Annotated in this window: 22 protein-coding genes and 5 tRNA genes; 25 read left to right on the top strand and 2 right to left on the bottom strand. The window is 36.1% G+C overall.

The window, feature by feature from the left end; all coding sequences use genetic code 11:
- Position 1 precedes the first annotated feature (1 nt).
- The 9 genes from trkA (at position 2) to VEIT17_RS05055 (ending at position 4,519) form a co-directional block, all read left to right on the top strand.
- Positions 2–1,342, top strand: a complete 1,341-nt coding sequence (trkA, locus tag VEIT17_RS05095) for a Trk system potassium transporter TrkA (protein ID WP_178885060.1) — start codon at positions 2–4, stop codon at positions 1,340–1,342.
- A 12-nt stretch (positions 1,343–1,354) separates the two neighbouring features.
- On the top strand, positions 1,355–2,842 hold the full coding sequence (locus VEIT17_RS05090; protein WP_129822973.1) for a TrkH family potassium uptake protein: 1,488 nt from the start codon (positions 1,355–1,357) through the stop codon (positions 2,840–2,842).
- A 13-nt stretch (positions 2,843–2,855) separates the two neighbouring features.
- Positions 2,856–3,452, top strand: coding sequence for an MBL fold metallo-hydrolase (locus VEIT17_RS05085; RefSeq protein WP_129822974.1), 597 nt, complete (start codon positions 2,856–2,858; stop codon positions 3,450–3,452).
- A 50-nt stretch (positions 3,453–3,502) separates the two neighbouring features.
- Positions 3,503–3,578, top strand: a tRNA-Asp gene (locus VEIT17_RS05080).
- Between the two features lie 5 nt (positions 3,579–3,583).
- A tRNA-Phe gene (locus tag VEIT17_RS05075) sits at positions 3,584–3,659 on the top strand.
- Between the two features lie 7 nt (positions 3,660–3,666).
- A tRNA-Gly gene (locus tag VEIT17_RS05070) sits at positions 3,667–3,741 on the top strand.
- A 9-nt stretch (positions 3,742–3,750) separates the two neighbouring features.
- Positions 3,751–3,825, top strand: a tRNA-Cys gene (locus tag VEIT17_RS05065).
- 14 nt (positions 3,826–3,839) lie between these two features.
- Positions 3,840–3,928: transfer RNA gene (locus VEIT17_RS05060), tRNA-Leu, on the top strand.
- Positions 3,929–4,063: 135 nt separating this feature from the next.
- Positions 4,064–4,519 carry a 2-thiouracil desulfurase family protein gene (locus tag VEIT17_RS05055; protein WP_129823248.1) on the top strand — a complete coding sequence of 152 codons (456 nt, stop codon included), beginning with the start codon at positions 4,064–4,066 and terminating at the stop codon, positions 4,517–4,519.
- Between the two features lie 94 nt (positions 4,520–4,613).
- On the opposite strand, the gene VEIT17_RS05050 is transcribed toward VEIT17_RS05055, so the two are convergent.
- Positions 4,614–6,446, bottom strand: a complete 1,833-nt coding sequence (locus VEIT17_RS05050; protein ID WP_178885058.1) for a phosphoethanolamine transferase — start codon at positions 6,444–6,446, stop codon at positions 4,614–4,616.
- A 166-nt stretch (positions 6,447–6,612) separates the two neighbouring features.
- Here VEIT17_RS05050 and VEIT17_RS05045 point away from each other — a divergent pair, with 166 nt between their 5' ends.
- The 13 genes from VEIT17_RS05045 to VEIT17_RS04985 all read left to right on the top strand — a co-directional run bounded on the left by VEIT17_RS05045 (position 6,613) and on the right by VEIT17_RS04985 (position 17,668).
- On the top strand, positions 6,613–7,338 hold the full coding sequence (locus VEIT17_RS05045) for a segregation and condensation protein A (protein ID WP_024065984.1): 726 nt from the start codon (positions 6,613–6,615) through the stop codon (positions 7,336–7,338).
- Between the two features lie 12 nt (positions 7,339–7,350).
- Positions 7,351–7,860 (top strand): SMC-Scp complex subunit ScpB, encoded by a 510-nt coding sequence (gene scpB, locus VEIT17_RS05040; RefSeq protein ID WP_024065983.1) that lies wholly within the window; start codon positions 7,351–7,353, stop codon positions 7,858–7,860.
- A 1-nt stretch (position 7,861) separates the two neighbouring features.
- The gene (locus VEIT17_RS05035; protein ID WP_024065982.1) at positions 7,862–8,590 is read left to right on the top strand and encodes a pseudouridine synthase; all 729 of its coding nucleotides are present in this window, start codon (positions 7,862–7,864) and stop codon (positions 8,588–8,590) included.
- Positions 8,587–9,834 carry a BaiN/RdsA family NAD(P)/FAD-dependent oxidoreductase gene (locus tag VEIT17_RS05030; protein WP_178885056.1) on the top strand — a complete coding sequence of 416 codons (1,248 nt, stop codon included), beginning with the start codon at positions 8,587–8,589 and terminating at the stop codon, positions 9,832–9,834. Before VEIT17_RS05035 ends, VEIT17_RS05030 begins: the two co-directional genes overlap by 4 nt.
- 8 nt (positions 9,835–9,842) lie before the next feature.
- Positions 9,843–10,517 carry a (d)CMP kinase gene (cmk, locus tag VEIT17_RS05025; protein ID WP_024065980.1) on the top strand — a complete coding sequence of 225 codons (675 nt, stop codon included), beginning with the start codon at positions 9,843–9,845 and terminating at the stop codon, positions 10,515–10,517.
- Position 10,518: 1 nt separating this feature from the next.
- Entirely contained in the window at positions 10,519–11,139 is a 621-nt protein-coding gene (locus VEIT17_RS05020; RefSeq protein ID WP_105085548.1) for a lysophospholipid acyltransferase family protein, read from the top strand.
- A complete protein-coding gene (locus VEIT17_RS05015) occupies positions 11,130–13,028 on the top strand; it encodes a bifunctional 4-hydroxy-3-methylbut-2-enyl diphosphate reductase/30S ribosomal protein S1 (protein WP_060924660.1) in 1,899 nt (632 codons plus the stop codon). The genes VEIT17_RS05020 and VEIT17_RS05015 overlap by 10 nt, the downstream gene beginning before the upstream one ends.
- A gap of 113 nt (positions 13,029–13,141) precedes the next feature.
- The gene (der, locus tag VEIT17_RS05010) at positions 13,142–14,476 is read left to right on the top strand and encodes a ribosome biogenesis GTPase Der (protein ID WP_178885055.1); all 1,335 of its coding nucleotides are present in this window, start codon (positions 13,142–13,144) and stop codon (positions 14,474–14,476) included.
- A complete protein-coding gene (gene plsY, locus VEIT17_RS05005) occupies positions 14,476–15,072 on the top strand; it encodes a glycerol-3-phosphate 1-O-acyltransferase PlsY (RefSeq protein WP_060924658.1) in 597 nt (198 codons plus the stop codon). The genes der and plsY overlap by 1 nt, the downstream gene beginning before the upstream one ends.
- 3 nt (positions 15,073–15,075) lie before the next feature.
- On the top strand, positions 15,076–16,074 hold the full coding sequence (locus tag VEIT17_RS05000) for an NAD(P)H-dependent glycerol-3-phosphate dehydrogenase (protein ID WP_178885053.1): 999 nt from the start codon (positions 15,076–15,078) through the stop codon (positions 16,072–16,074).
- Positions 16,075–16,141: 67 nt separating this feature from the next.
- Entirely contained in the window at positions 16,142–16,693 is a 552-nt protein-coding gene (gene rsmD / locus VEIT17_RS04995; protein ID WP_060924657.1) for a 16S rRNA (guanine(966)-N(2))-methyltransferase RsmD, read from the top strand.
- 4 nt (positions 16,694–16,697) lie between these two features.
- The gene (gene coaD, locus VEIT17_RS04990) at positions 16,698–17,189 is read left to right on the top strand and encodes a pantetheine-phosphate adenylyltransferase (protein WP_024066177.1); all 492 of its coding nucleotides are present in this window, start codon (positions 16,698–16,700) and stop codon (positions 17,187–17,189) included.
- Positions 17,190–17,200: 11 nt separating this feature from the next.
- Positions 17,201–17,668, top strand: a complete 468-nt coding sequence (locus VEIT17_RS04985; RefSeq protein WP_005386756.1) for a hypothetical protein — start codon at positions 17,201–17,203, stop codon at positions 17,666–17,668.
- 41 nt (positions 17,669–17,709) lie between these two features.
- Here the strand turns inward: VEIT17_RS04985 and VEIT17_RS04980 are convergent, their stop codons facing one another.
- Entirely contained in the window at positions 17,710–19,425 is a 1,716-nt protein-coding gene (locus tag VEIT17_RS04980; protein ID WP_178885051.1) for an Rqc2 family fibronectin-binding protein, read from the bottom strand.
- 127 nt (positions 19,426–19,552) lie between these two features.
- On the opposite strand from VEIT17_RS04980, the gene VEIT17_RS04975 reads away from it, so the two are divergent.
- Genes VEIT17_RS04975 through gmk form a run of 3 tightly spaced genes read left to right on the top strand, consistent with a single transcriptional unit; the run spans position 19,553 to position 21,356 of the window.
- Positions 19,553–20,434 (top strand): YicC/YloC family endoribonuclease, encoded by an 882-nt coding sequence (locus VEIT17_RS04975; protein WP_178885049.1) that lies wholly within the window; start codon positions 19,553–19,555, stop codon positions 20,432–20,434.
- 14 nt (positions 20,435–20,448) lie between these two features.
- Positions 20,449–20,718: an extracellular matrix/biofilm regulator RemA gene (gene remA / locus VEIT17_RS04970; RefSeq protein ID WP_005386753.1), complete on the top strand. Its 270-nt coding sequence runs from the start codon at positions 20,449–20,451 to the stop codon at positions 20,716–20,718.
- Between the two features lie 8 nt (positions 20,719–20,726).
- Entirely contained in the window at positions 20,727–21,356 is a 630-nt protein-coding gene (gmk, locus tag VEIT17_RS04965; RefSeq protein ID WP_060924654.1) for a guanylate kinase, read from the top strand.
- The last annotated feature ends 1 nt before the right edge of the window (position 21,357 follow it).

The raw sequence follows: 21,357 nt of genomic DNA, 5'->3' as shown, positions 1-21,357 counted from the left end.
GATGAAAATTGTCATTGTAGGTGCTGGTAAGGTTGGCTATTCCTTGGCACAACGCTTGATACAAGATAATCATGATGTATATGTAATTGATCGTTCTCCAGAACGTATACAAAATCTTGAAAATACACTAGATGTTAGCCTTGTTCAAGGAAATGGCAGTGATATACAATTGCTCAACGAAATCGGTATGGATGATGTAGGAATGTTTATTGCTGTTACCGATTCTGATGAAGTAAATATGTTATCTTGTTCTGTAGCTAAAATTACAGGTGTTCCTACAACGATTGCTCGTGTGCGAGATAATACTGTAGCAGAACATATGGATGATGAGATGCGTGCTAAATTAGGGGTCGATTTATTTATCAATCCTGAAATGGTTACGGCTCAAGAGCTTTTACAAATTCTAGAGACTCCATCAGCTATTGATGTAGAAGATTTTGGCCAAGGTTCTGTACGCCTTATGGAATTTAAGATTACAGATGATATTCCATTAATAGGTCAACCTTTAAAAGATATTAAATTCCCTGAAGGTGTTTTACTAGTAGGGGTTTTACGGTATGGTGAAATGATTATTCCCCATGGTGAAAGTATTCTACAAGTTGATGACAGTGTATTCTTCTTAGGCTTAAAAGAGTCTGTTGAAGAAGTAGAAAATCTTTGGTTCCATAATCACAGTACATTTTATAAACGGGCTGTTATCATTGGGGCTGGTCTATTAGGTAGAAATCTAACAGTTCTTTTAGAACAAGCGGGATTCTCTGTTAAGGTCATTGAAAAAGATTTTAACCGCTGTGAAAAACTTGCTAATCTTGTAGATAAGTCTATGGTTATCAATGGAGATGCTACAGACTTTGACCTTTTAGAAGCAGAAGAAATTGCAGATAGTGATGTTATAATTGCTGTTACAGATGATGATAAGCTCAACTTGCTTGTTGCTCTTGTCGGCAAGCATATGGGCATACCAAAGACAGTTGTGCGCGTAGGTCGACCTGAATACATTATGCTTATGGAACAAGTGGGTATTGATGTTGTATTCTCGCCACGTTTATTTACAGCGAGTCAAATTTTACGTTTCGTGCGTAGTGGAGAAGGTGTTTTATCTATTTCGACCTTTGAAGGTGGAAAAGCGGAATCTATAGAGGTTGCCATTACAAGTGAATCACCTGTGGCTGGTAAACAACTAAAAGACATTCGTTTACCAGGGAAGGCGTTAGTTGGTGTAATTTTACGTGGTGATGAAGCCATCGTACCACGTGGTAATACTGAAATCTTAGATGGAGATCACATTGTTCTATTTGCGTTACCTGAATCTGTAAGTAAATTACTTAAATATCTTACCTAGTATGGAGGGACTATGCGCATTCAAATTGTCATGTCCTTAGTGGGGCGATTATTATATATATTTGGGATTTTTACATTAATTCCTTTTATATATGGTATCGTATTTGAAACTGCATATTGGTCGTTTTTGGTTACTACTGGTATTTCATTTGGCTTAGGTGGACTTTTATCCTATTATGGTCATGAAAGTCAAAGCTTTAGTCTTCGTGATGGGTTTTTAGTTGTATCAGCTACATGGATATTAACTATTATCTTAGGTTCCTTACCATTTATTCTTAGTGGTATATTAACCAATGTATTTGATGCTCTATTTGAAGCTACATCAGGGATTACAGCAACTGGTGCTACAATTATTAATAGCGTAGACGATTTACCTAAGACATATGTTTTATGGCGTGGACTAATGCACTGGATTGGTGGGATGGGGATTATTGTCCTTATCTTATCGTTCTTAAAGAACTTAGGTGCAGATGCAGCTCATATGTTTAATGCAGAAGCATCGGTACCAAAACCTGGTGTTGTTATGCCTCGTATTCAATCAATGGCCTCTAAACTTTGGCGTTTATATGTTGCTTTTACCGCCATTTGTTTCGTTATGCTGTGGGCTGGTGGTATAGAGCCTTTTGATGCATTAAATTATGCATTTTCCATTATTGCTACAGGTGGTTTTGCACCTACATCTGCAGGTACATTTATTTATGAACAAAGCAACTATATCTGTTTTGTATTTATATTTTTCATGATACTTGCTGGTGGTAATTTTGCAGTATATTATAATGCACTGCAAAGAGGCATTCGCGTTTTGATTGATGATTTTGAAACACGTATGTATTGGCTAGTTATTTTTATTGGAATTGCTATAATATCAATTTCGATGGCAGTACAATCAAATATTAATGATCCAATTCAAATCTTTAGAGATGTTTCCTTTAATTATGTATCGATTCAAACTGGTAGTGGATTTGCTGTAAGCGATTATGATTTGTGGCCAGCCGCTGCACAGATGATGTTATTTATTTCATCATTTTTTGGTGGTTGTAGTGGTTCTACAACAGGGGGCGTAAAAATTATTCGCCTCATTATTCTAATTAAGAGCAGCATTATTTATTTAAGAAAATCAATTCATCCTGAGATGGTACAAGTCGTGCGCATTAATGGTAAACCGATGCCTACTAAATGGATACAGATGGCACAGCAATTTTTATTTTTATATTTAATGATTTACGTTATATCTGTTTTCCTTATGACTTGTACTGGAATGTCTACTTATGATGCGATGCAAATTATAACAGCTTTTCTTAGTAATGTTGGCATTGGATTTGGTGGTTTTGGGCCTACAGATGCCTTTGGTAGTATGTCTGATGGTGCTAAATGTGTAGCCATGGTAGACATGTTATTAGGTCGTTTGGAATTATTTACAATTCTTGTTATGCTTCATCCTCAATTCTGGGAAGGGTATTTTATAAAAAAACAATCTGCTAAACGGTATCGTATCCTATAGGAGGGCGAATAATATGAATATTATAAAACGCCCTCTAGGGCTTTATAAAGCAAATTGTTATGTATTAATTAAAGATGGAAAATCTCTTATTATTGATCCCGGGTTTCATAGTAAGCATATAATTGAAATGGTAGGAGATTCTGAGCCTTTAGCAGTATTATTAACACATGGTCATTGTGATCATGTATCGGCTCTTGATGAGGTTTGTGAGTATTATAATATTCCTGCTTATTTACATCCTTTGGATCAAGAGTTATTACAACTAATCCGACGTAGACCTAGTGTATATAAAAAGAAGATGTACACGAATTGTAAAGATTTAGTGGCCGGTAAATTAGAAGTAGGGCCTTTTATAATAATGGTACATCATACACCAGGCCATAGTGCTGGCTCAGTTTGTTTGGAGATTGGTGGACATCTTTTTTCTGGAGATACTTTATTCAAACAAAATGTAGGAAATACCGATAACTACAAGAGTAATCCCCGTGATTTAATCATTAGTTTGAAGCATATATTAACATTATCAAAGGATTTAATTGTCGAACCAGGACATAAAGAATCTACAACATTAAAAGATGAAGAAGAATTCATCAAAAATATTGTAGGATAGTGTTGACAAAAGTCCTGATAACCGATATACTAAGCAAGTACTTTGGATACGGCCCCGTGGTGTAGCGGTTAACATGTCGCCCTGTCACGGCGAAGATCGTCAGTTCAAATCTGATCGGGGTCGCCATTCATGCCTCGGTAGCTCAGTTGGTAGAGCAACGGACTGAAAATCCGTGTGTCGACAGTTCGATTCTGTCCTGAGGCACCATGTACATGCGGGAATAGCTCAGCGGTAGAGCACCGCCTTGCCAAGGCGGGGGTCGCGAGTTCGAATCTCGTTTCCCGCTCCAACTTTATATGGCGGCATAGCCAAGCGGTAAGGCAGAGGTCTGCAAAACCTTTATTCCCCAGTTCGATTCTGGGTGCCGCCTCCACAATCGTTACCCATGCCGGGGTGGCGGAACAGGCAGACGCAACGGACTTAAAATCCGTCGGTTGGAAACAACCGTACCGGTTCGATTCCGGTCCTCGGCACCAATTAAGACTAACTTCGGTTAGTCTTTTTTTCTTATTTAAATCTAGATTTTAAATGTGTATAATTTAAAAATATGAAAGTGCGTTTGTTATTAGAATGGCATAGTTTAAATACGATTATCTATGTTTAATAAAGTTATGAATAATAAAGCAAAATTATTAATTAGTGAATGTTTATGTGGCGTATCCTGTCGTTATGATGGAAAAGATAATCTTATAGAACAGTTACCACTGTTAAAGGATACTTTTGATCTAGTAACCGTATGTCCAGAAGTATTAGGTGGGCTTAGCACACCTCGTGATCCTGCGGAACGACAAGGTAAACGTGTATGTACGGCTAATGGAACTGATGTAACCACAGAATTTCATAAAGGAGCTCAAATTGCATTGCATATAGCAATGCAACAGGGATGTAAGCAGGCTCTAATGAAAGCAAAAAGTCCTAGTTGCGGTTATAAGCGTATTTATGATGGTACCTTTAGTAAAACCCTGCGAGAGGGGAACGGATGTACTGTAGAGGCCTTATTAATGAATAATATAGAGGTTTATACGGAAGAAGAAATTGACTTATTAATGGAACAAAAAAAGAGATGAGTTTTTAACTCATCTCTTTTTTCGTGTTAGTGAAACCTAAACTACATTATACTAACATAATAAAATGCATTTATATTACTGAAAATGTTAAGGTTTATTTTCCTGCGTTTACAGGATCATTAGTTAATGGTTGTTCCCCTAGTAAGGTAGTTAGGTTATGTAAATTGAATCGATACTTACCATTACTAAAGTCTCTTGTTACATCATACCGTTGATTAGGTGCGTGCATAAGACCAATCAATGTGTCATATAGTAAATCATTTGTAAAGTATTGATGTTCGTGTTTAGAGAGTTCTTTTGCTGTTTGAGGATACTCAGCACGATATTGAGGTGATAAATATATCCAGAATGGAATATGAGTCATAACAAAGTCAAATGTATCTGGATTATGAGATTTATCCAAGCTTTCACCATGGTCAGAGAAATACACCATGGCTTGTAAGTTTAATTTTTCCTTACCATAAGTATAAATCTGTTGTAATAACCAGTCTGTATATAATTGGCTGTTTGCATATGCTTCTTGGCCATCTGGATATGGACCTTGTTTCCATTTACTAAATTCATGTGGATAACGGTCATTGTAGTAAATATGACTACCCATGATATGAATGACGATGAAGTTATTTTTACTTGGATCAACAGACTGTAATAATGGTAAGAGTGATTCATCATAGCGATCAGAGAAAGCATAGGATTCATGTGACCATTTAGTGGTATCTGCTGTTTTAGCCATTAATGAAATAGCTGTATCATATTCGCCAAATACACCTTGGTTACTAAACCAAGAAGTAGTATATCCTGCTTTTTTAGCAACATCTAAAATATTCGCAGAATCGAGGAATGGTTTATCATCATATTGATTACGTTCAGATAGAGCACGTTCGAGGGTAGGTACTGTTTGTACGTATGATGAATATGCGTTATCAAAGAAAACAAAATCTTTATTATCTGCACGCATAGTACCTTGCCATGGCGTATCATCATAAGGGAAGTTTGGATTATATACCTTCATATAATCACGAGAACTAGATTCACCGATAACTAATATGATAGTACCTGGTGTTTTACTAGCAGAAGTTTCCTTTGTATCCAAATTGAAGGAATCGAATACTAAATGATGGTTATCATTATATTGTTGCATTTGTTTTACATAGTCGCCAGCTGCAATCCAGTTTGCTACAATACATGTTTTCGGGAATAAGAAGAATGGTACGTATACTAAGAATGCTACTATGGATGCAATGAGCAATGTGGAGCGCATAGGTCGTGTAGTATTCAAGTTTACTACCGCTTTCATTCCTAGATTAGACCAGTAGAGTAGATAGGTCCATATTACAAGGCCAATACCAACAGCGATAAGACCAGGAATGCCAGCAGCATTTTTTAAGAAACCAAATGCTTCTTCAGGATTTGTCATGTATACTGCTAGTAAACTAGCTGGCGTTAAACAATGCCATGTAGTTAGATAGTATCCTATTTGTAAGAATGGGATAAGGCTCAATATCATGGTAATAATTGCCATGATTAATGATGTAGTTTTATGGAGACGATTTGTTTGGTTTAGTAAAAATTGAATCCCAGATAAACCCATAAAGATTAATAAGCCAAATAAAAAATCATTAGCAAATTCATAAAAATATAAGGGTTTTACATAGGACCAGTGGAACAGAAGTGGGAATGTAAGGGCCCAAAGAATACCGACTAAGCCATATCCCAAAAATGGTCTATGAAAAACGGTACATCCCATAAAATATTGAAATAAAAAAGTACCTACAATTGTTGGTACTGCTAAAATCGTTATATCTTCAACATCTAGACCTAGTGTAATAGGTTCATAGATGAAAAATAGAGCTATATATAAAGCAATACCAATGATACCAAAGCGAAAGATGGGGTTTCTCCCAATTTGCTTTAAACTAGATGACATAATAAATCCCCTCTTGAAGGAATACACAATAATTTATTTCTATAATATATAATAATTACTATAATAAAGATAGCAGATGACTGTAAAAAAAACAATTATTTGAAAGTACTACTATAAATGCTTTATAATTATATGGTTAAAGTATATTTTCTAAGGATTGGAGTTTATGGGAGATTATAATTACAAGTTGGATGTCTTTGAAGGTCCTTTGGACTTGCTTTTGCATCTTATTGAAAAACATAAAATAGAAATCACCGATATTCCTATCGTTGAAATTACGAGTCAATACTTGGAATATTTAGATAATTGGAATCACTTTGATATTCATTATAGTAGTGAGTTTCTTGTAATGGCTTCTACTTTGTTACAAATTAAATCGCGTATGCTATTACCTAAAGCTGAACCTGAGCCGGAGGATGCTGAAGATCCACGTGATGAATTGGTAGCTAAATTAGTAGAATTTAAAAAAATCAAAGATTTTACAGCTATATTGATGGAACGTACAGCTGTATCCGCCAACATATTTAGTAGACCTGAAGAAACAAGCGTACTTGGGATAGACAATGTATATAGTTTAGAACTTTCCCGATTATATGAGATTTTTTATCAGACTATAAAACGCGCTAAGGAATTACCTGAAGAGGAGCCTATTCGCGAGGTCAAAGTTGAAAAAGACAGTTATAGTTTAGAGGATATGATTTTGTCTTTATCTAGTCGAGTACGACGTGGTGAAAGTTTATATTTTAGAGAGTTATTAATAGCAATTGAAACAAAAAGTGGTATGGTAACAATCTTTATGGCTGTTTTAGAATTGTTGAAGCAACAAGTTATGGAAATGCGCTATGAAGAGGATGATATTATATTCACTGCAGCCTTAGAAGGTACCGTATAGAAAGGGGGCTATATGAGCTTACCAACAATGCATTTAGAGGCCGTGTTATTCTCATCGGCAAAACCTATATCAATAGAAATGCTTGAAGAAGTATTTGAACTTTCAAAAGAGGAAGTACAAGATTATATAGATACATTACAACGGGAACTAGAAGAGAAAAATCGCGGCATCCGTTTGAGAGTATCTGGAGCAGGTATTGAGTTAGTTAGTGCCATGGAAAGTGCTGACTATGTAGGGCATATCCGTAAGAGAGAAGATAAATTATCTAATGCAGCGATGGAAACATTAGCTGTCATAGCCTATAAACAACCTATAACTAAAGCTGAAATTGAAGAAATCCGCGGTGTAAATAGTGATAAGATTATTAAACAATTACTCACTCGATCTCTTATTGCGGAACTAGGTCATAAAGATACTGTAGGAAGACCTATTCTTTACGGAACAACTGACGAGTTTTTAAGAAGTGCTGGCGTAGAATCTATTGAGGCTTTACATCAAGAAGTTTCAGAAACAGAAGGATAATATGGAACGATTACAAAAATTTATTGCTAGTTGTGGTGTAGCATCACGACGCAAGGCAGAAGAATTGATTACAGAAGGAAAAGTTCAGGTTAATGGTCGTAGAATCACTGAATTAGGTGTGAAAATTGATCCTCAAAAGGATAAAGTTAAGGTTAATGGTCAATTATTAGCCCAAGAGAAACCAGTTTATTACTTGTTAAATAAACCAAAGGGGGTTATTACATCTGTGTCTGACCCTCAAGGTCGTGAAACTGTTATAGATTATATTAAAAATGAATCAAAACGAATCTATCCAATAGGTCGCCTTGACTTATATACAGAAGGGTTATTGTTGTTGACTAATGATGGTGAGTTGGCTCAAAACTTAACTCATCCGTCTAAGGGCGTAGAAAAAACATATGAGGTGCGTATTAAGGGCCGTGTTCGTGATGAAGATTTACAGGTTATTGCCAATGGTGTAGCACTGGAAGATGGTATAACAGCTCCTGCAACAATTGTAGATCTCGGTTTTGATGATCATAATGGTGTTCATGAAGTAGAAATTACAATCCATGAAGGTCGTAATCGCCAAGTTCGTCGTATGTTTGAACACTTTGGGTACCGTATTCATAACTTAAAACGAATTGCCTATGCTGGGCTTACCTTAGGTGGTGTTAAACGTGGTGGTTCTCGTCAGCTTACAATTCGTGAAGTAAAAGCTCTAAAAGCGTTAGGAGCAGGTAAGGAATGAAACAAATTGTAGTCATTGGCGGTGGTGCAGCAGGTCTTATGGCAGCTGTTATAGCTGGTCGTGAAGGGGCACGTGTCATCTTACTAGAAAAAATGAATATGGTTGGTAAGAAGATGGGCATTACAGGTAAAGGTCGCTGTAATATTACAAATAGTGCAGATATGGCCGAGTTCATTAAAAATACGCCTGGTAATGGTAAGTTCCTATATGGCGCTTATGAACGCTTTAGTAATGAAGACTTGCTTGAATTATTACATAGTTGGGGCTTAAAAACTAAGGTTGAACGAGGGGGACGTGTATTCCCAGAATCTGATTCTGCTTTAGAAGTACGCAATATATTCATGAAAATCCTTAAAAAGTATAAAGTACAAGTTCATTTAAATGAACCTGTTACATCAATTACTGTTGAGGATGGTCGTGTTGTAGGAGTTACAACAGATAAGGAACAATATGCTTGTGATGACGCTATCATTTGTACCGGTGGTGCCTCTTATCCGTTAACTGGTTCTACTGGTGATGGATATGCTTTAGCTAAAAAAATTGGTCATACCATTACAGATATAAGACCATCATTGGTACCAATTGTAACAGGGGAATCTTGGGTAAAAGATATTATGGGGCTTAGTCTTCGTAATGTTGAGGTATCCGTTATTTCGAAAAATAAGTTACAAGCAAAACAATTTGGGGAAATGATGTTCACTCATTTTGGCCTTACGGGTCCTACAATCTTGTCTTTAAGTCATACAGTAGGCAAATTGTTGCGTAAGAAAAATCCACAAATCACTATTGAAATAAATCTGAAGCCTGCATTAACTGCAGAAGTTTTAGACAAACGCTTACAGAAGGATTTTGATTTATATTCAAAAAAACAATTAGCTAATGGGATGAAAGATTTGTTACCTGTCAATCTGATTCCGATTGTGATAAACCTTGCTGAATTAGATCCAAGTAAACCCATTAATCAAATTACAAAAGAAGAACGTATGCGTTTATGTCATGTATTACAACATATGACATTAACTGTAAAGGAGTTACGCCCTGTAGCAGAAGCAATTGTTACAGCCGGTGGTATTTCGTTAAAAGAGTTTAGTCCCAAAACCATGGAATCTAAATTGGTGAAAGGCTTATATGGTGCTGGTGAGGTTCTAGATATTGATGCCTTTACGGGCGGCTATAATTTACAAGCTGCTTTTTCCACTGGTTATGTGGCGGCAATGCATGCTGTACATGGTGATGAAGAATAGAGGTTATTATGAATACTAAAAAAATTGCCATTGCTATTGATGGTCCTGCAGGGGCTGGTAAAAGTAGTATTTCAAAAGTAGTGGCCAATGAATTGGGTTATTTATATATTGATACAGGCGCTATGTATCGAGGTGTAACATGGGCGGTTCTCGATAGCCATGTTAATGTGAACAATCAAAAAGATGTAGAATCATTGCTCCCTTCATTAGATTTAACATTAGAGCCTACTGCAAATGCTTGTAAAGTATTTGTAAAAGGTCAAGACGTGACAGATCTAATTCGACAACAACAAATCAATGAGAATGTATCGACTATTGCTTCTTATAAAGGTGTTCGTGAATACTTAGTTGAACGCCAACAAGCTATGGCTGCTGTTGGTGGTGTTATTTTAGATGGTCGCGATATAGGTTCTGTTGTACTACCAAAGGCTGAGTTGAAGATATATTTAACAGCATCTGTAGATGCACGAGCAAAACGTAGATGGCTTGAAGTTCAAGGTACTTCTAATGAACAATCATTAGAAGACATTAAAAAGAATGTTGAAAGTCGCGATGAAATGGATAAAAATCGCGATGAATCTCCACTGGTGTGCGTTGAGGATGCTATTGTTGTGGATTCTAGTAACATGACGTTTGATGAAACAGTGGAACATATATTACATCTAGTACAGGAGCGAATCTAAGATGAATAAATTTTCTACATGGCTTTGGCGTACTGCCTTTTGGTTGCGCTATAAAGTCGGTTATGGACTAAAGGTATATGGGCGTGATAATTTTCCTATGGAAGGTCCCGTTATTGTTGTACCAAATCATTTGAGTAACAATGATCCGCCTATCTGTGGCTATGCATTACCTAGACATGTACATTTCATGGCGAAACAGGAATTATTTGTGAATCCCATTTCTCGATTTTTCTGTACATGGCTTGGTGCATTTCCACTAAATCGCGGTGCTATCGACAAGGTAGCTATACGTCATGCCTTAGGATTATTGAAAGACAATAAGGTGCTAGGGATATTTGCTGAAGGAAACCGTCAAAAGAGCGGTAAGCTTGGAAGATTTCATGATGGCGCAGCATCAATTGCATTGCGTACAGGCATTGGTATAACACCAGTTGCTATTATTGGATCTCATAATATGAAGAAAAATCAAGTAGCTTGTATTATTGGTAAACAAGTTCCTGTAAATAAAGCTAAACCAACACCTGAAGCAATCAAAGAGGTTAATGATCGTGTTAAAGGTGAAATTCAACGCATGATAGATTCGTATCATGAAAATCGTATAGAGGAGACTTTATGGAAATAATTTTGGCTGAAAACCATGGCTTTTGTTATGGTGTTAAGCGAGCCGTTGAAATGGCTAATGAAGCTGCCGAGGGTAAGGGTAAAAGTTATACATTAGGTCCTATCATTCATAATCCTCAAGTTGTAGGTCGCCTTGAAAGTAAAGGTGTAAGTCCTATTCAAGAGGTAGCAGATATTGACGAAGGGACAATGATTATTCGATCTCATGGTGTAGGCCCTGCTATTTATGCAGAAGCTGAAGAAAAGGGATTACATATTTTAGATGCTACATGTCCTCATGTAAAAAAAGCGCAACAAGATGCTAAGTCTGTCATAGAAGATGGAATGACTTTGGTGATTTTGGGCGAAAAAAACCATCCTGAGGTAAAAAGTATCAATTTATGGGCAAATAACAAAGGAATAATCATCGAAGATGAAGAATCCGCAAAAAAACTACAAATTGTGGAAAAAATGGGTGTTGTTGTACAAACAACCTTTTCACAATTCAAATTTAACAGTATAATAGAGATATTAGAGAAAAAATCTAAGAATCTTAAGGTTTTCAAAACGATATGCAATGCAACGCAAGAACGACAGAACTCTGCCGTTGACTTAGCACGTAATGTAGATCTTATGATAGTGATAGGCGGTAAGAATAGCGGCAATACAAACCGATTGGCAGAGGTTTGTCGTGACGTTGGATGTACAACTTATCACATTGAAACTTCTACTGAATTACAACTGGAATGGTTTAACCGAGTACAGACGGTAGGAGTTACAGCAGGAGCATCGACTCCCGACTGGATTATTAAGGAGGTCATTGAGACAATGAAAGATTTTGCAGAATTATTAGCAGCAGAAGGTCAAGAAGAATTTAAGAAAGGGAACGTTGTAGAAGGTACAGTAGTTCAAGTTGAAGATGAACGCGCTTATGTATCTTTTGGCTACAAAACTGAAGCCATTTTGAACAGAACTGAAATTTCTTATCCAGCACCAGAATCTGCCAAAGATGTGTTGAAAAATGGTGATGAAATTAAAGCAGTTATCATGAACCACATCAAAGAAGATAATCCTATTTATCTTTCCATGACTCGCTTGGCTAAAGATGAAGATTGGCAATATGTTATCGAAGCACAAGAAAAAGATGAAGCTATCGTATGTAAAGGTATTGATGCTATCCCAGCAGGTTTGGTAGTAACAGTTAAATCCCTTCGTGGTTTCATTCCATTGTCCCAAGGTGATGTTCATTTCGTAAAATCCTTGGACAACTTGGTTGGTACAGAATTCGAAGCTAAAGTACTTGAAATCGACGAAAAGAAAAACCGTTTGGTTCTTTCCCGTCGTGCAGTATTGGAAGTAGAACGTCAAGCTAAATTAGCTGAAGCATTGAAAAACATCAACGTTGGCGACAACTATAAAGGTATTGTTCGTAAAATCATGCCTTATGGTGCTTTCGTAGATATCGGTGGTATTGAAGGTTTACTTCACATTTCCGACATTTCTTGGCAAAAAATCAAAAAAGTGGAAGATGTTCTTTCCGTTGGTCAAGAAATCGAAGTTAAATTACAATCCTTCGACGCTGAAAGCAACAAATTATCCTTGTCCTTAAAAGCTTTGACTAAGAGCCCATGGGACGTAGCTGAAGAAACATTGCATGTTGGCGATGTTATTAACGGCAAAGTTGTTCGTTTGGTAGCTTACGGTGCATTCGTAGCTGTTAACGACGACATTCAAGGTTTACTTCACATTTCTCAAATTACAAAACAACGTAATGCGAAAGTTGAAGACTACTTAAACCGCGGTCAAGAAGTAGAAGTTAAAATCATTTCTCTTAACAAAGACGAAAAGAAATTGGGTTTGGCTTTAACTGAATTGATGGAAGCAAAAGAAACTGCAGAAGACGCTGAATAATTCATTGTCTAATATAAGGCTAACCAAGGTTTCCTTGGTTAGCCTTTTTGCGTACTTTACGTAGAATATGATAAAATATAGTAATGTATTAGATTAGATAATGAGGTGAAACCATGGCAAAACCATTAGTGGCTGTTGTAGGTCGTCCAAATGTTGGGAAATCTACACTTTTTAATGCCATTGTTAATAAACGAATCTCTATTGTTGAAGATATTCCTGGTGTAACACGGGATCGTATTTACTTTGACGCAGAGTGGTTAAATCGTGAATTTACAATGATAGATACAGGTGGTATCGAATTCATAACAGATAATAGTCATGTTATTCCTAAGATGATGCGTTTACAAGCTGAATTAGCAATTGAAGAAGCGGATGTAATATTATTTGTTGTTGATGGTAAACAAGGAATTGTTCCTGCCGATGAAGAAGTTGCAAATATATTACGTGCTAGCGGCAAACCTGTAGTTTTAGTTGTTAATAAAATTGACAGTGTTAATCAAGAACCTAATATTTATGAATTCTATAATCTTGGCTTAGGTGATCCAATTGGTATTTCTGCTAAGAATTTAATGAATTTAGGTGACTTGCTTGACGATACGGTTAAACATTTCCCTCCAGTTGGTACAAATGTTGATGATGAAGATACTATTCATGTAGCGGTTATTGGCCGTCCTAATGTAGGTAAATCTTCTTTGACTAATGCATTATTAGGGCAAGACCGCGTAATCGTATCTGATGTAGCAGGGACAACACGTGATTCCATCGATACATATTGGACTCATGGAGATCAAAAATTTGTCCTTATCGATACTGCAGGCATGCGACGTAAATCTAAAATCGAAGAAGCTGTTGAACGATATAGTATTGTGCGTTCTTTACGCTCTGTAGACCGTTCGGATATTGTTGTTCTTGTGCTTGATGCTCAAGATGGTGTTACAGAACAAGATAAGAAAATTGCTGGATATGCCTATGAAGCAGGCAAGGGTGTAATTATTGTTGTAAACAAATGGGATCTTGTTGAAAAAGATGATAAAACAACTCTGCGCTTTACTGAAGATATTTATGATGAATTAGGGTTCTTACAGTTTGCGCCGATTCTATTTGCATCTGCATTGACTAAGCAACGTATTCATCGCTTAGCTGATATGTTGAAATTCGTTTCTGAACAACAGTATCGCCGTGTATCTACAGGTATATTAAATCAATTATTGCAAGATGCTCAAACAGTAAATCCCGTACCATCTCGTAATGGCAGAATTCCAAAGATTTACTATATGACACAAGCAAGTGTTAAACCACCTACATTTATTTTGTTTGTAAATGAACCAGAATTAATTCACTTCTCGTATATGCGTTTCTTGGAAAATAGATTACGTGAGTCCTTTGGCTTTGAAGGAACACCAATTCGTTTAGTGTTGCGTGGTAAGAAACGGGATGATGAAGACTAATGGATATTATGGTTATCGTATATGCTATATTGGCATATCTTATTGGTTCAATTCCTAGTGGTTTAATTATCGGTAAAACCTTCTTTAATACAGATGTCCGCCAATATGGTTCTAAAAATATAGGTGCCACTAACACATATCGCGTTATAGGTCTCAAAGCTGCATTACCTGTATTTCTCTGTGATGCCTTAAAAGGCGCGGCTGGAGTAATATTATTATCCTCTTATGGACCTATGTATATGATCTTAGGTGGTATCCTTGCTATGATGGGCCATAACTGGTCTATATTTTTAGGCTTTAAAGGTGGTCGTGGCGTAGCTACAGGACTAGGTGTATTAATTGCTTTGTCACCATTAGTTGCTTTGATTGCCTTCTTGGTATGGGGCGTTATTGTCTATTTCACTAAGCTCGTATCACTAGGATCAATTATAGCTGCCGCTTTGGTACCAATCTTAATGTATTTTACAGGCGAATCTTATTGGTTCGTTGGCTTTGGCGCTTTGGCTGCTTTATTTGTCATTGTTCGCCATTGGGATAATATCAAACGTTTACTTGCAGGTAATGAGTTAAAAGTAGAACGTATCAAAAAGGATTAATATATGAATGTTGTTGTTGTCGGCTCTGGTAGCTGGGGTACTGCTCTTGCTATTAAATCCGTATTAGCTGGAAATACTACAACTTTATATTGTCGTCGCCCAGAATTTGCAGTTCAATTAGCTAAAGATCTAGAGAATAAAGAGTATTTACCTGGCGTAACATTGCCAAATGAATTAGTATATAGTTCAGATCTTGCTACCTGTATTAAAGGGGCCGATATCATTCTCATGGTTACGCCATCTGTACATGTACGTACTAGTTTAGAGTCTATTAGACCATATGCTCATAAAGAACAATCATATATACTTTGTTCAAAAGGTGTAGAGCGTACTACTGGCAAATTGCTGACTACAGTTATGAGAGAGGTTCTAGGAACAGTTGGATGTAATCTCGCTGTTTTATCTGGTCCAAACCATGCGGAAGAAATTGGACGAGATTTACCGGCTGCATCTGTTTTAAGTACAGAAGATCTTGATGTGGCCACGATGTTACAGAAAGCATTATGTAGTCAAAACTTTAGAATTTATGCAAATACCGATATTACTGGTGTTGAGTTAGCGGGGGCTACAAAGAATATAATTGCTCTCGCTGCTGGTATTGTAGACGGTCTAAAGTTAGGGGATAACTGTAAAGCATTGCTCTTAACACGTGGGTTGCATGAGATGACCCGCTTTGGTGTAGCCTTAGGAGCACAAAAAGAGACCTATGCTGGCCTAGCTGGAATGGGTGATTTAATTGCTACATGTATGAGTCCCCATGGTCGCAACCGGGCAGCTGGACAACAATTAGCAGATGGAAAGACGATGGACTATATTATTAATCATACGAATATGGTTGTAGAAGGTTTCTTTGCCACGGACATTATTTATAAAATGGCTTGTGAACATCATATTGAAATGCCAATAACAAAGGCTTTATATGAAGTTTTATATGAAGAAAAATCTCCTGCTTTGGCATTAGCAGAATTGATGGGACGAGATATTAAAATTGAAGTATCATAAATAAAAGATACTTTTAATTTGGTTATTTATATACTATAATTAATGAGTATAATCTTGTGAGGGTTGTATGCGAATTATTGGCGGAACTGCAAAGGGACATACTATAAAAGCACCTAAAGGGGTAGATACTAGACCTACACTTGATCGTGTTCGTGAAAGTGTGTTTAATGTATTATCTAATAGAGGTATATTTGGTACTCATGTATTAGATATATTTTCAGGTACAGGTGCAGTAGCTATTGAAGCCTTAAGTCGTGGTGCAGCACATGCAGTAGCGGTAGACTTTAAAACAGGAAAATTGATTTTGGAGAATGCCAAACATTGTCATGTGGAAGATCGGTTAGAAATCATTCCGAGGAAACTTTCACAATTAAAAAATTATATAATGGGACGACAGTTCGATTATATTTTTTCTGATCCACCATATGAAAATGGATTTATACAAGAAACCATAGATATGGTTGTAGACTGTGATTTATTAAAGCCCGAAGGTGTTTTATTACTAGAGCACCATAAGGACGAGGCATTTACCTTGCCTGAATCATGGAAATGTATAAAAGAACAGAAATTTGGTTATACGATGGTTTCCTATTTTGTAAACACTGCTGAAAGGAGCTAAACCTGTGCGTATAGGTGTGTGTCCGGGTAGTTTTGACCCAGTAACAAATGGACATGTTGATATTTTTGAACGAGGCAGTCGATTAGTTGATAAATTAATCATTGCTGTCAGCTCTAACCCAAATAAAAATTCTCTATTTACCATGGAAGAACGGGTTGAGATGATTCAAAATTCTGTCAAACATATTCCTAATGTTGAAATTGATTGTACAGGTGGTCTACTTAACCAGTATGTTAAATCTAAGAATGCCACTATAATCATTCGAGGATTGCGAGCTTTAAGTGACTTTGAATATGAATTTCAACGTGCGTTGTTTGCAAAATATTTGGATGATGATATTGAAACTGTATTTATTATGACAAATAACAAATACTCTTTCGTCAGCTCCACAGGTATTCGTGAACTTGCAAAATTTGGCGGTAAGCTAGATGGTTTAGTTCCGGATGATGTTAAGGAAAAACTTGAAGAACGCTTTAATACGGTCCATAATAAATAGGGGTGAAATGTATGAAAACAGAAAAATTATTAGAAGATTTAGAGGTTCTTATTGAATCTAGCAGCCGTATTCCTATGACTACAAAACGTATGGTTGAGGAAGACGAAATTATGCGTATTATTGATTCTATTCAAGAGTCTTTACCATTGGAACTTGAAGAGTCTCGTCGTATTGTAGCAGATAAAGATAAAGTACTAGCTGATGCTCAACGTCAAGCTGAAACTTTGATTGATCAAGCTAAAGACTACATTGCTAAATTAACTGCTGAAAGTGAACTAGTTAAACAAGCTCAAGAACAAGCTAATCAAATTATCAATGCAGCTAACCAATCCTCTGAGGAATTGAAATCCAGCTCCATCCAATATGCTGGTGATGTTCTTAAATATGTGGAAAACAATTTAGAAAAAACATTGGAAAGCTTACGTCAAAATCGTGAAAGTTTGAAACAAACTGAACAACGTACAGAAGAAAACCAATAATATTATAAGAAAAGAAGCGAAGGATTTCCTTCGCTTCTTTTTTATTCATTATAATTATCAGGCTTTTTAGGCTCAACGATCATTGTTTGATGCGTATTAAAAATAACAAAACCAAGTGGAGACCCAGGTGGCTTTTTGATATTTTTAATGTATGTATAATCTACAGGTACTTTGCTAGTTTCACGTGCCTTACTAAAGTAGGCTGCGTATTGAGCGACTTTAGATAGAATCATATCATCAGGCTCTACATTAAGTCTTAATATGAGATGGGAACCTTGAATATCTTGTGTATGGAACCAAATATCTGTTGGTTTTGCAAATCGATGAGTCAAATATTCATTTTGTTGATTGTTACGGCCAATAAATATTTCACCTTCATCGATGGTTAAATGAATGTAATTTGATTTACCTAATTTATATGATAGTGGCTTCTTCGATTTTTTAATAATGCCTGCATCCATACATTCTTTACGAATTTCTTCTAAGCTTTCACGGGTAGTGGCTAATGAAATACTATATAAAATTGATTTGAGATATTCAAGTTTTGTAGTACTAGCATTAAGTTGATATTCACCACTGACCATACGATTTTTTAATTTAGTATAGAGCTTATAATACCATTGACCATTTTCTACAATTGTAAGATTTGGCTTTAGAGGAATTGTTAATAATTCTCCATCTTCAGAAAGAAGATTTGGTAATTGGATAGAAGGTTCATATTGAACTTGTAAGTGAGCATTAATCATTAAGATATCACCATATAGTTTATATGTATCCATTTTATTGGTGTCATCTAATTCATCTTTAATCTTTTGATGACGAACTTCTTCTTTTTTTATGGCTGCTGTTAAGATCTTTTCTAGTTCTTTATCTGCAGTGTGAATGGATTTTGTATTATGAATCGATTCTTCTAAGGCTTCTGAAATCGTACTATATTCTTTAAGGACTTTATAATTTTGTAGGATAAAAGTGGCGTGTGCTTTTTTATTATTATCATTAATTAAAGTAAGCAAACCATTACTTTCATTGAGCTTAATTTTTAACTCATATAATGCCTTAGCTAAGGCATCAACTTGCGTGGAAATTAAGTCGCTTATGATCTCATTACCGCTAAGATTTGCAGTCAATAATACTTCATCCAACAAAGGTTTACCAAAACCGTTAAAGATGGCACGTATAGATTGTTGTACAGTGCCATCACCGAAGGAGGTAAGTAAATTTTTGATTTCATCATAATCAAAATCCATTAAACTTACACGATTAGCATTAGGTGGTAATTCATAGTGTAGTTTAGGACTTATAGAACGTTCACGATTCATTAAAGGTGATACGTGAATTAATGATTCTAAAATCACTCCATCTTGCACAAAAATACAGTTTGAATATTTGCCCATTAATTCTACATAAATAAATGTGCTCGTAATAGAACCATCCATTTCAAGCTTATCCGTTTGGATACACATGATTCGGTCCCCATTGATTTGTTCAACCTTTACAATACGGCTTCCTTCAATATGTTTGCGAAGAAACATACATAGAGAACTAGGTTCTTTTGGTAAATCTTGAAGAGGTTTACTGAGATACATTGCGGGGGTTGCACCAACAGTGATGACCAAGCTTTGATCTTCGTTAAGTGCACGAATTTTAAATAGTAATGTAGTTTTATCTATTTGATATAATTTTTGTATTTGACCTGTTTGTAATCGCTCATTTAGTTCTTTAGCGAGAACAGACATGGTAAGTCCGTCTAAATTCATGGTACTCCTTTCAATTCTATTTAGAAGTATAGTTTAGTATAACATAATGCACATATAATTCTTAGTATTTAAACACGGAATGTATAATTCGTGGTACAATAATAAAAACTGCTAAGGAGGATATCATATGAAAAGTATGACCGGTTTTGGTTCTGGTACGGCAACCAAAGATGGCATTACCTGTACGGTAGAAATTAAGTCAGTAAATGCACGATTCTTGGATTTATTTATACGTAGTCCAAAGCAAATAAACCCGTTTGAAAGTATTATTCGTGGATTAGTACAAGATCGAATTACCCGTGGTAAAGTTGAAGTATCTGTTTCTATTCAGGATGCAGGGGAAAGACCTAAAACTTTTACTATAAATAGTGTATTGAGAAAGCAGATACAAGAATTGCTTGTTCAAGAAGAGTTTTATGATGACCCTAAAAAAGTGCCTTTACAAGCGGTCAATTCCATTTCTAATGAATGGATACAACAACAAGACACTCCGATTGCAGAAGATGTGCTTTCAGAAATAGTACAAGAATCTACAAACCAAGCACTGGATGCCTTAATAACAATGCGTACAGTAGAAGGTAAACATATTGAACAAGATTTGTTGTCTCGTATCACTACTTTAGAAAATATAATCAAGATTATTGATGAGAATAAAGCCGGCGCTGTAGATGCGTATCGTGAGCATATAAAGGGAAAAATTCAAGAATATTTAGTGTCTTTAGAGGCGAGTATAAGTGAAGATCGTTTTTTGCAGGAAATTGCTTTATTGGCTGATAAGACTGATATTACGGAAGAGATTGTCCGATTTACCTCACATGTGGTACAATTAAAAAACATACTTGTAGATGAGAATTCAATTGGTCGTAAGGTGGATTTTATTTTGCAAGAAATGAATCGTGAAGTGAATACAATTGGTTCCAAAGCTATGGATTCAAGTATTACAGAGTTTGTGGTTCAGCTAAAATGTGAGTTAGAGAAAATTAGAGAACAAGTACAGAATGTAGAGTAATAGGAGGTCCATAAATGAGTATTCAGTTATTGAATATAGGCTTTGGTAATATGGTATCTGCTAACCGTGTTATGGCTATTATTAGTCCCGAATCTGCACCGATAAAACGTATGGTTCAAGATGCGCGTGACAAGGGCCTACTCATTGATGCTACATATGGTCGTAAGACTCGTGCTGTATTAGTTATGGATAGTGGTCAAATTGTATTATCTGCAATTCAACCAGAAACCGTAGCACATCGACTTGTGCAATATGATGTAGACGAAGATACAGTAGAATCATAGGAGTACATATGTCAGACAGAGGATTATTAATCGTTATATCCGGGCCATCTGGCGCAGGTAAAGGTACGATTTGTGCGAATATTCGAAAAGAAATGCCTAATTTAGTATATTCCGTTTCAATGACCACACGGGCACCTCGTGTTGGTGAAGTGGAAGGGGTTAATTACTTCTTTCGCTCGAAACAAGAGTTTGAAACTCTATTAAGTGAAGATGCATTTTTAGAATATGCAAAGGTATATGATAATTACTACGGTACACCGAAGCAACATGTAATGGATTTATTGGATGATGGTAAAAGTGTACTGTTAGAAATTGATATTCAAGGTGCTATGCAAGTTAAAGAACGTTTTAGTGATGCTGTATTTATCTATATAGTACCACCGTCATTAACTGAGTTATCTGAGCGCTTACATAATCGCGGTACAGATGCGAAAGAAGTTATTGATAAACGGTTGTCATTAGCTTGTTCTGAATTGGCATTAGCCCATCGATATGACTATATAGTTGTAAATGATGATCTCGGAGAGGCATCTGAGAAGGTTGCATCTATCTTACGAGCTGAATCCTGTAAGATTAGTCGCAATAAAGAGCAAATTCAATTTATTTATAAACAGTATCAAGAGTCTAAGGAGAAGTGAT

Origin of the sequence: Veillonella nakazawae (assembly GCF_013393365.1) — a bacterium.
Lineage (GTDB): Bacteria > Bacillota > Negativicutes > Veillonellales > Veillonellaceae > Veillonella > Veillonella nakazawae.
Note: the sequence above shows the minus strand (reverse complement) of the source record. Positions and strands in the feature narration are given on the sequence as shown.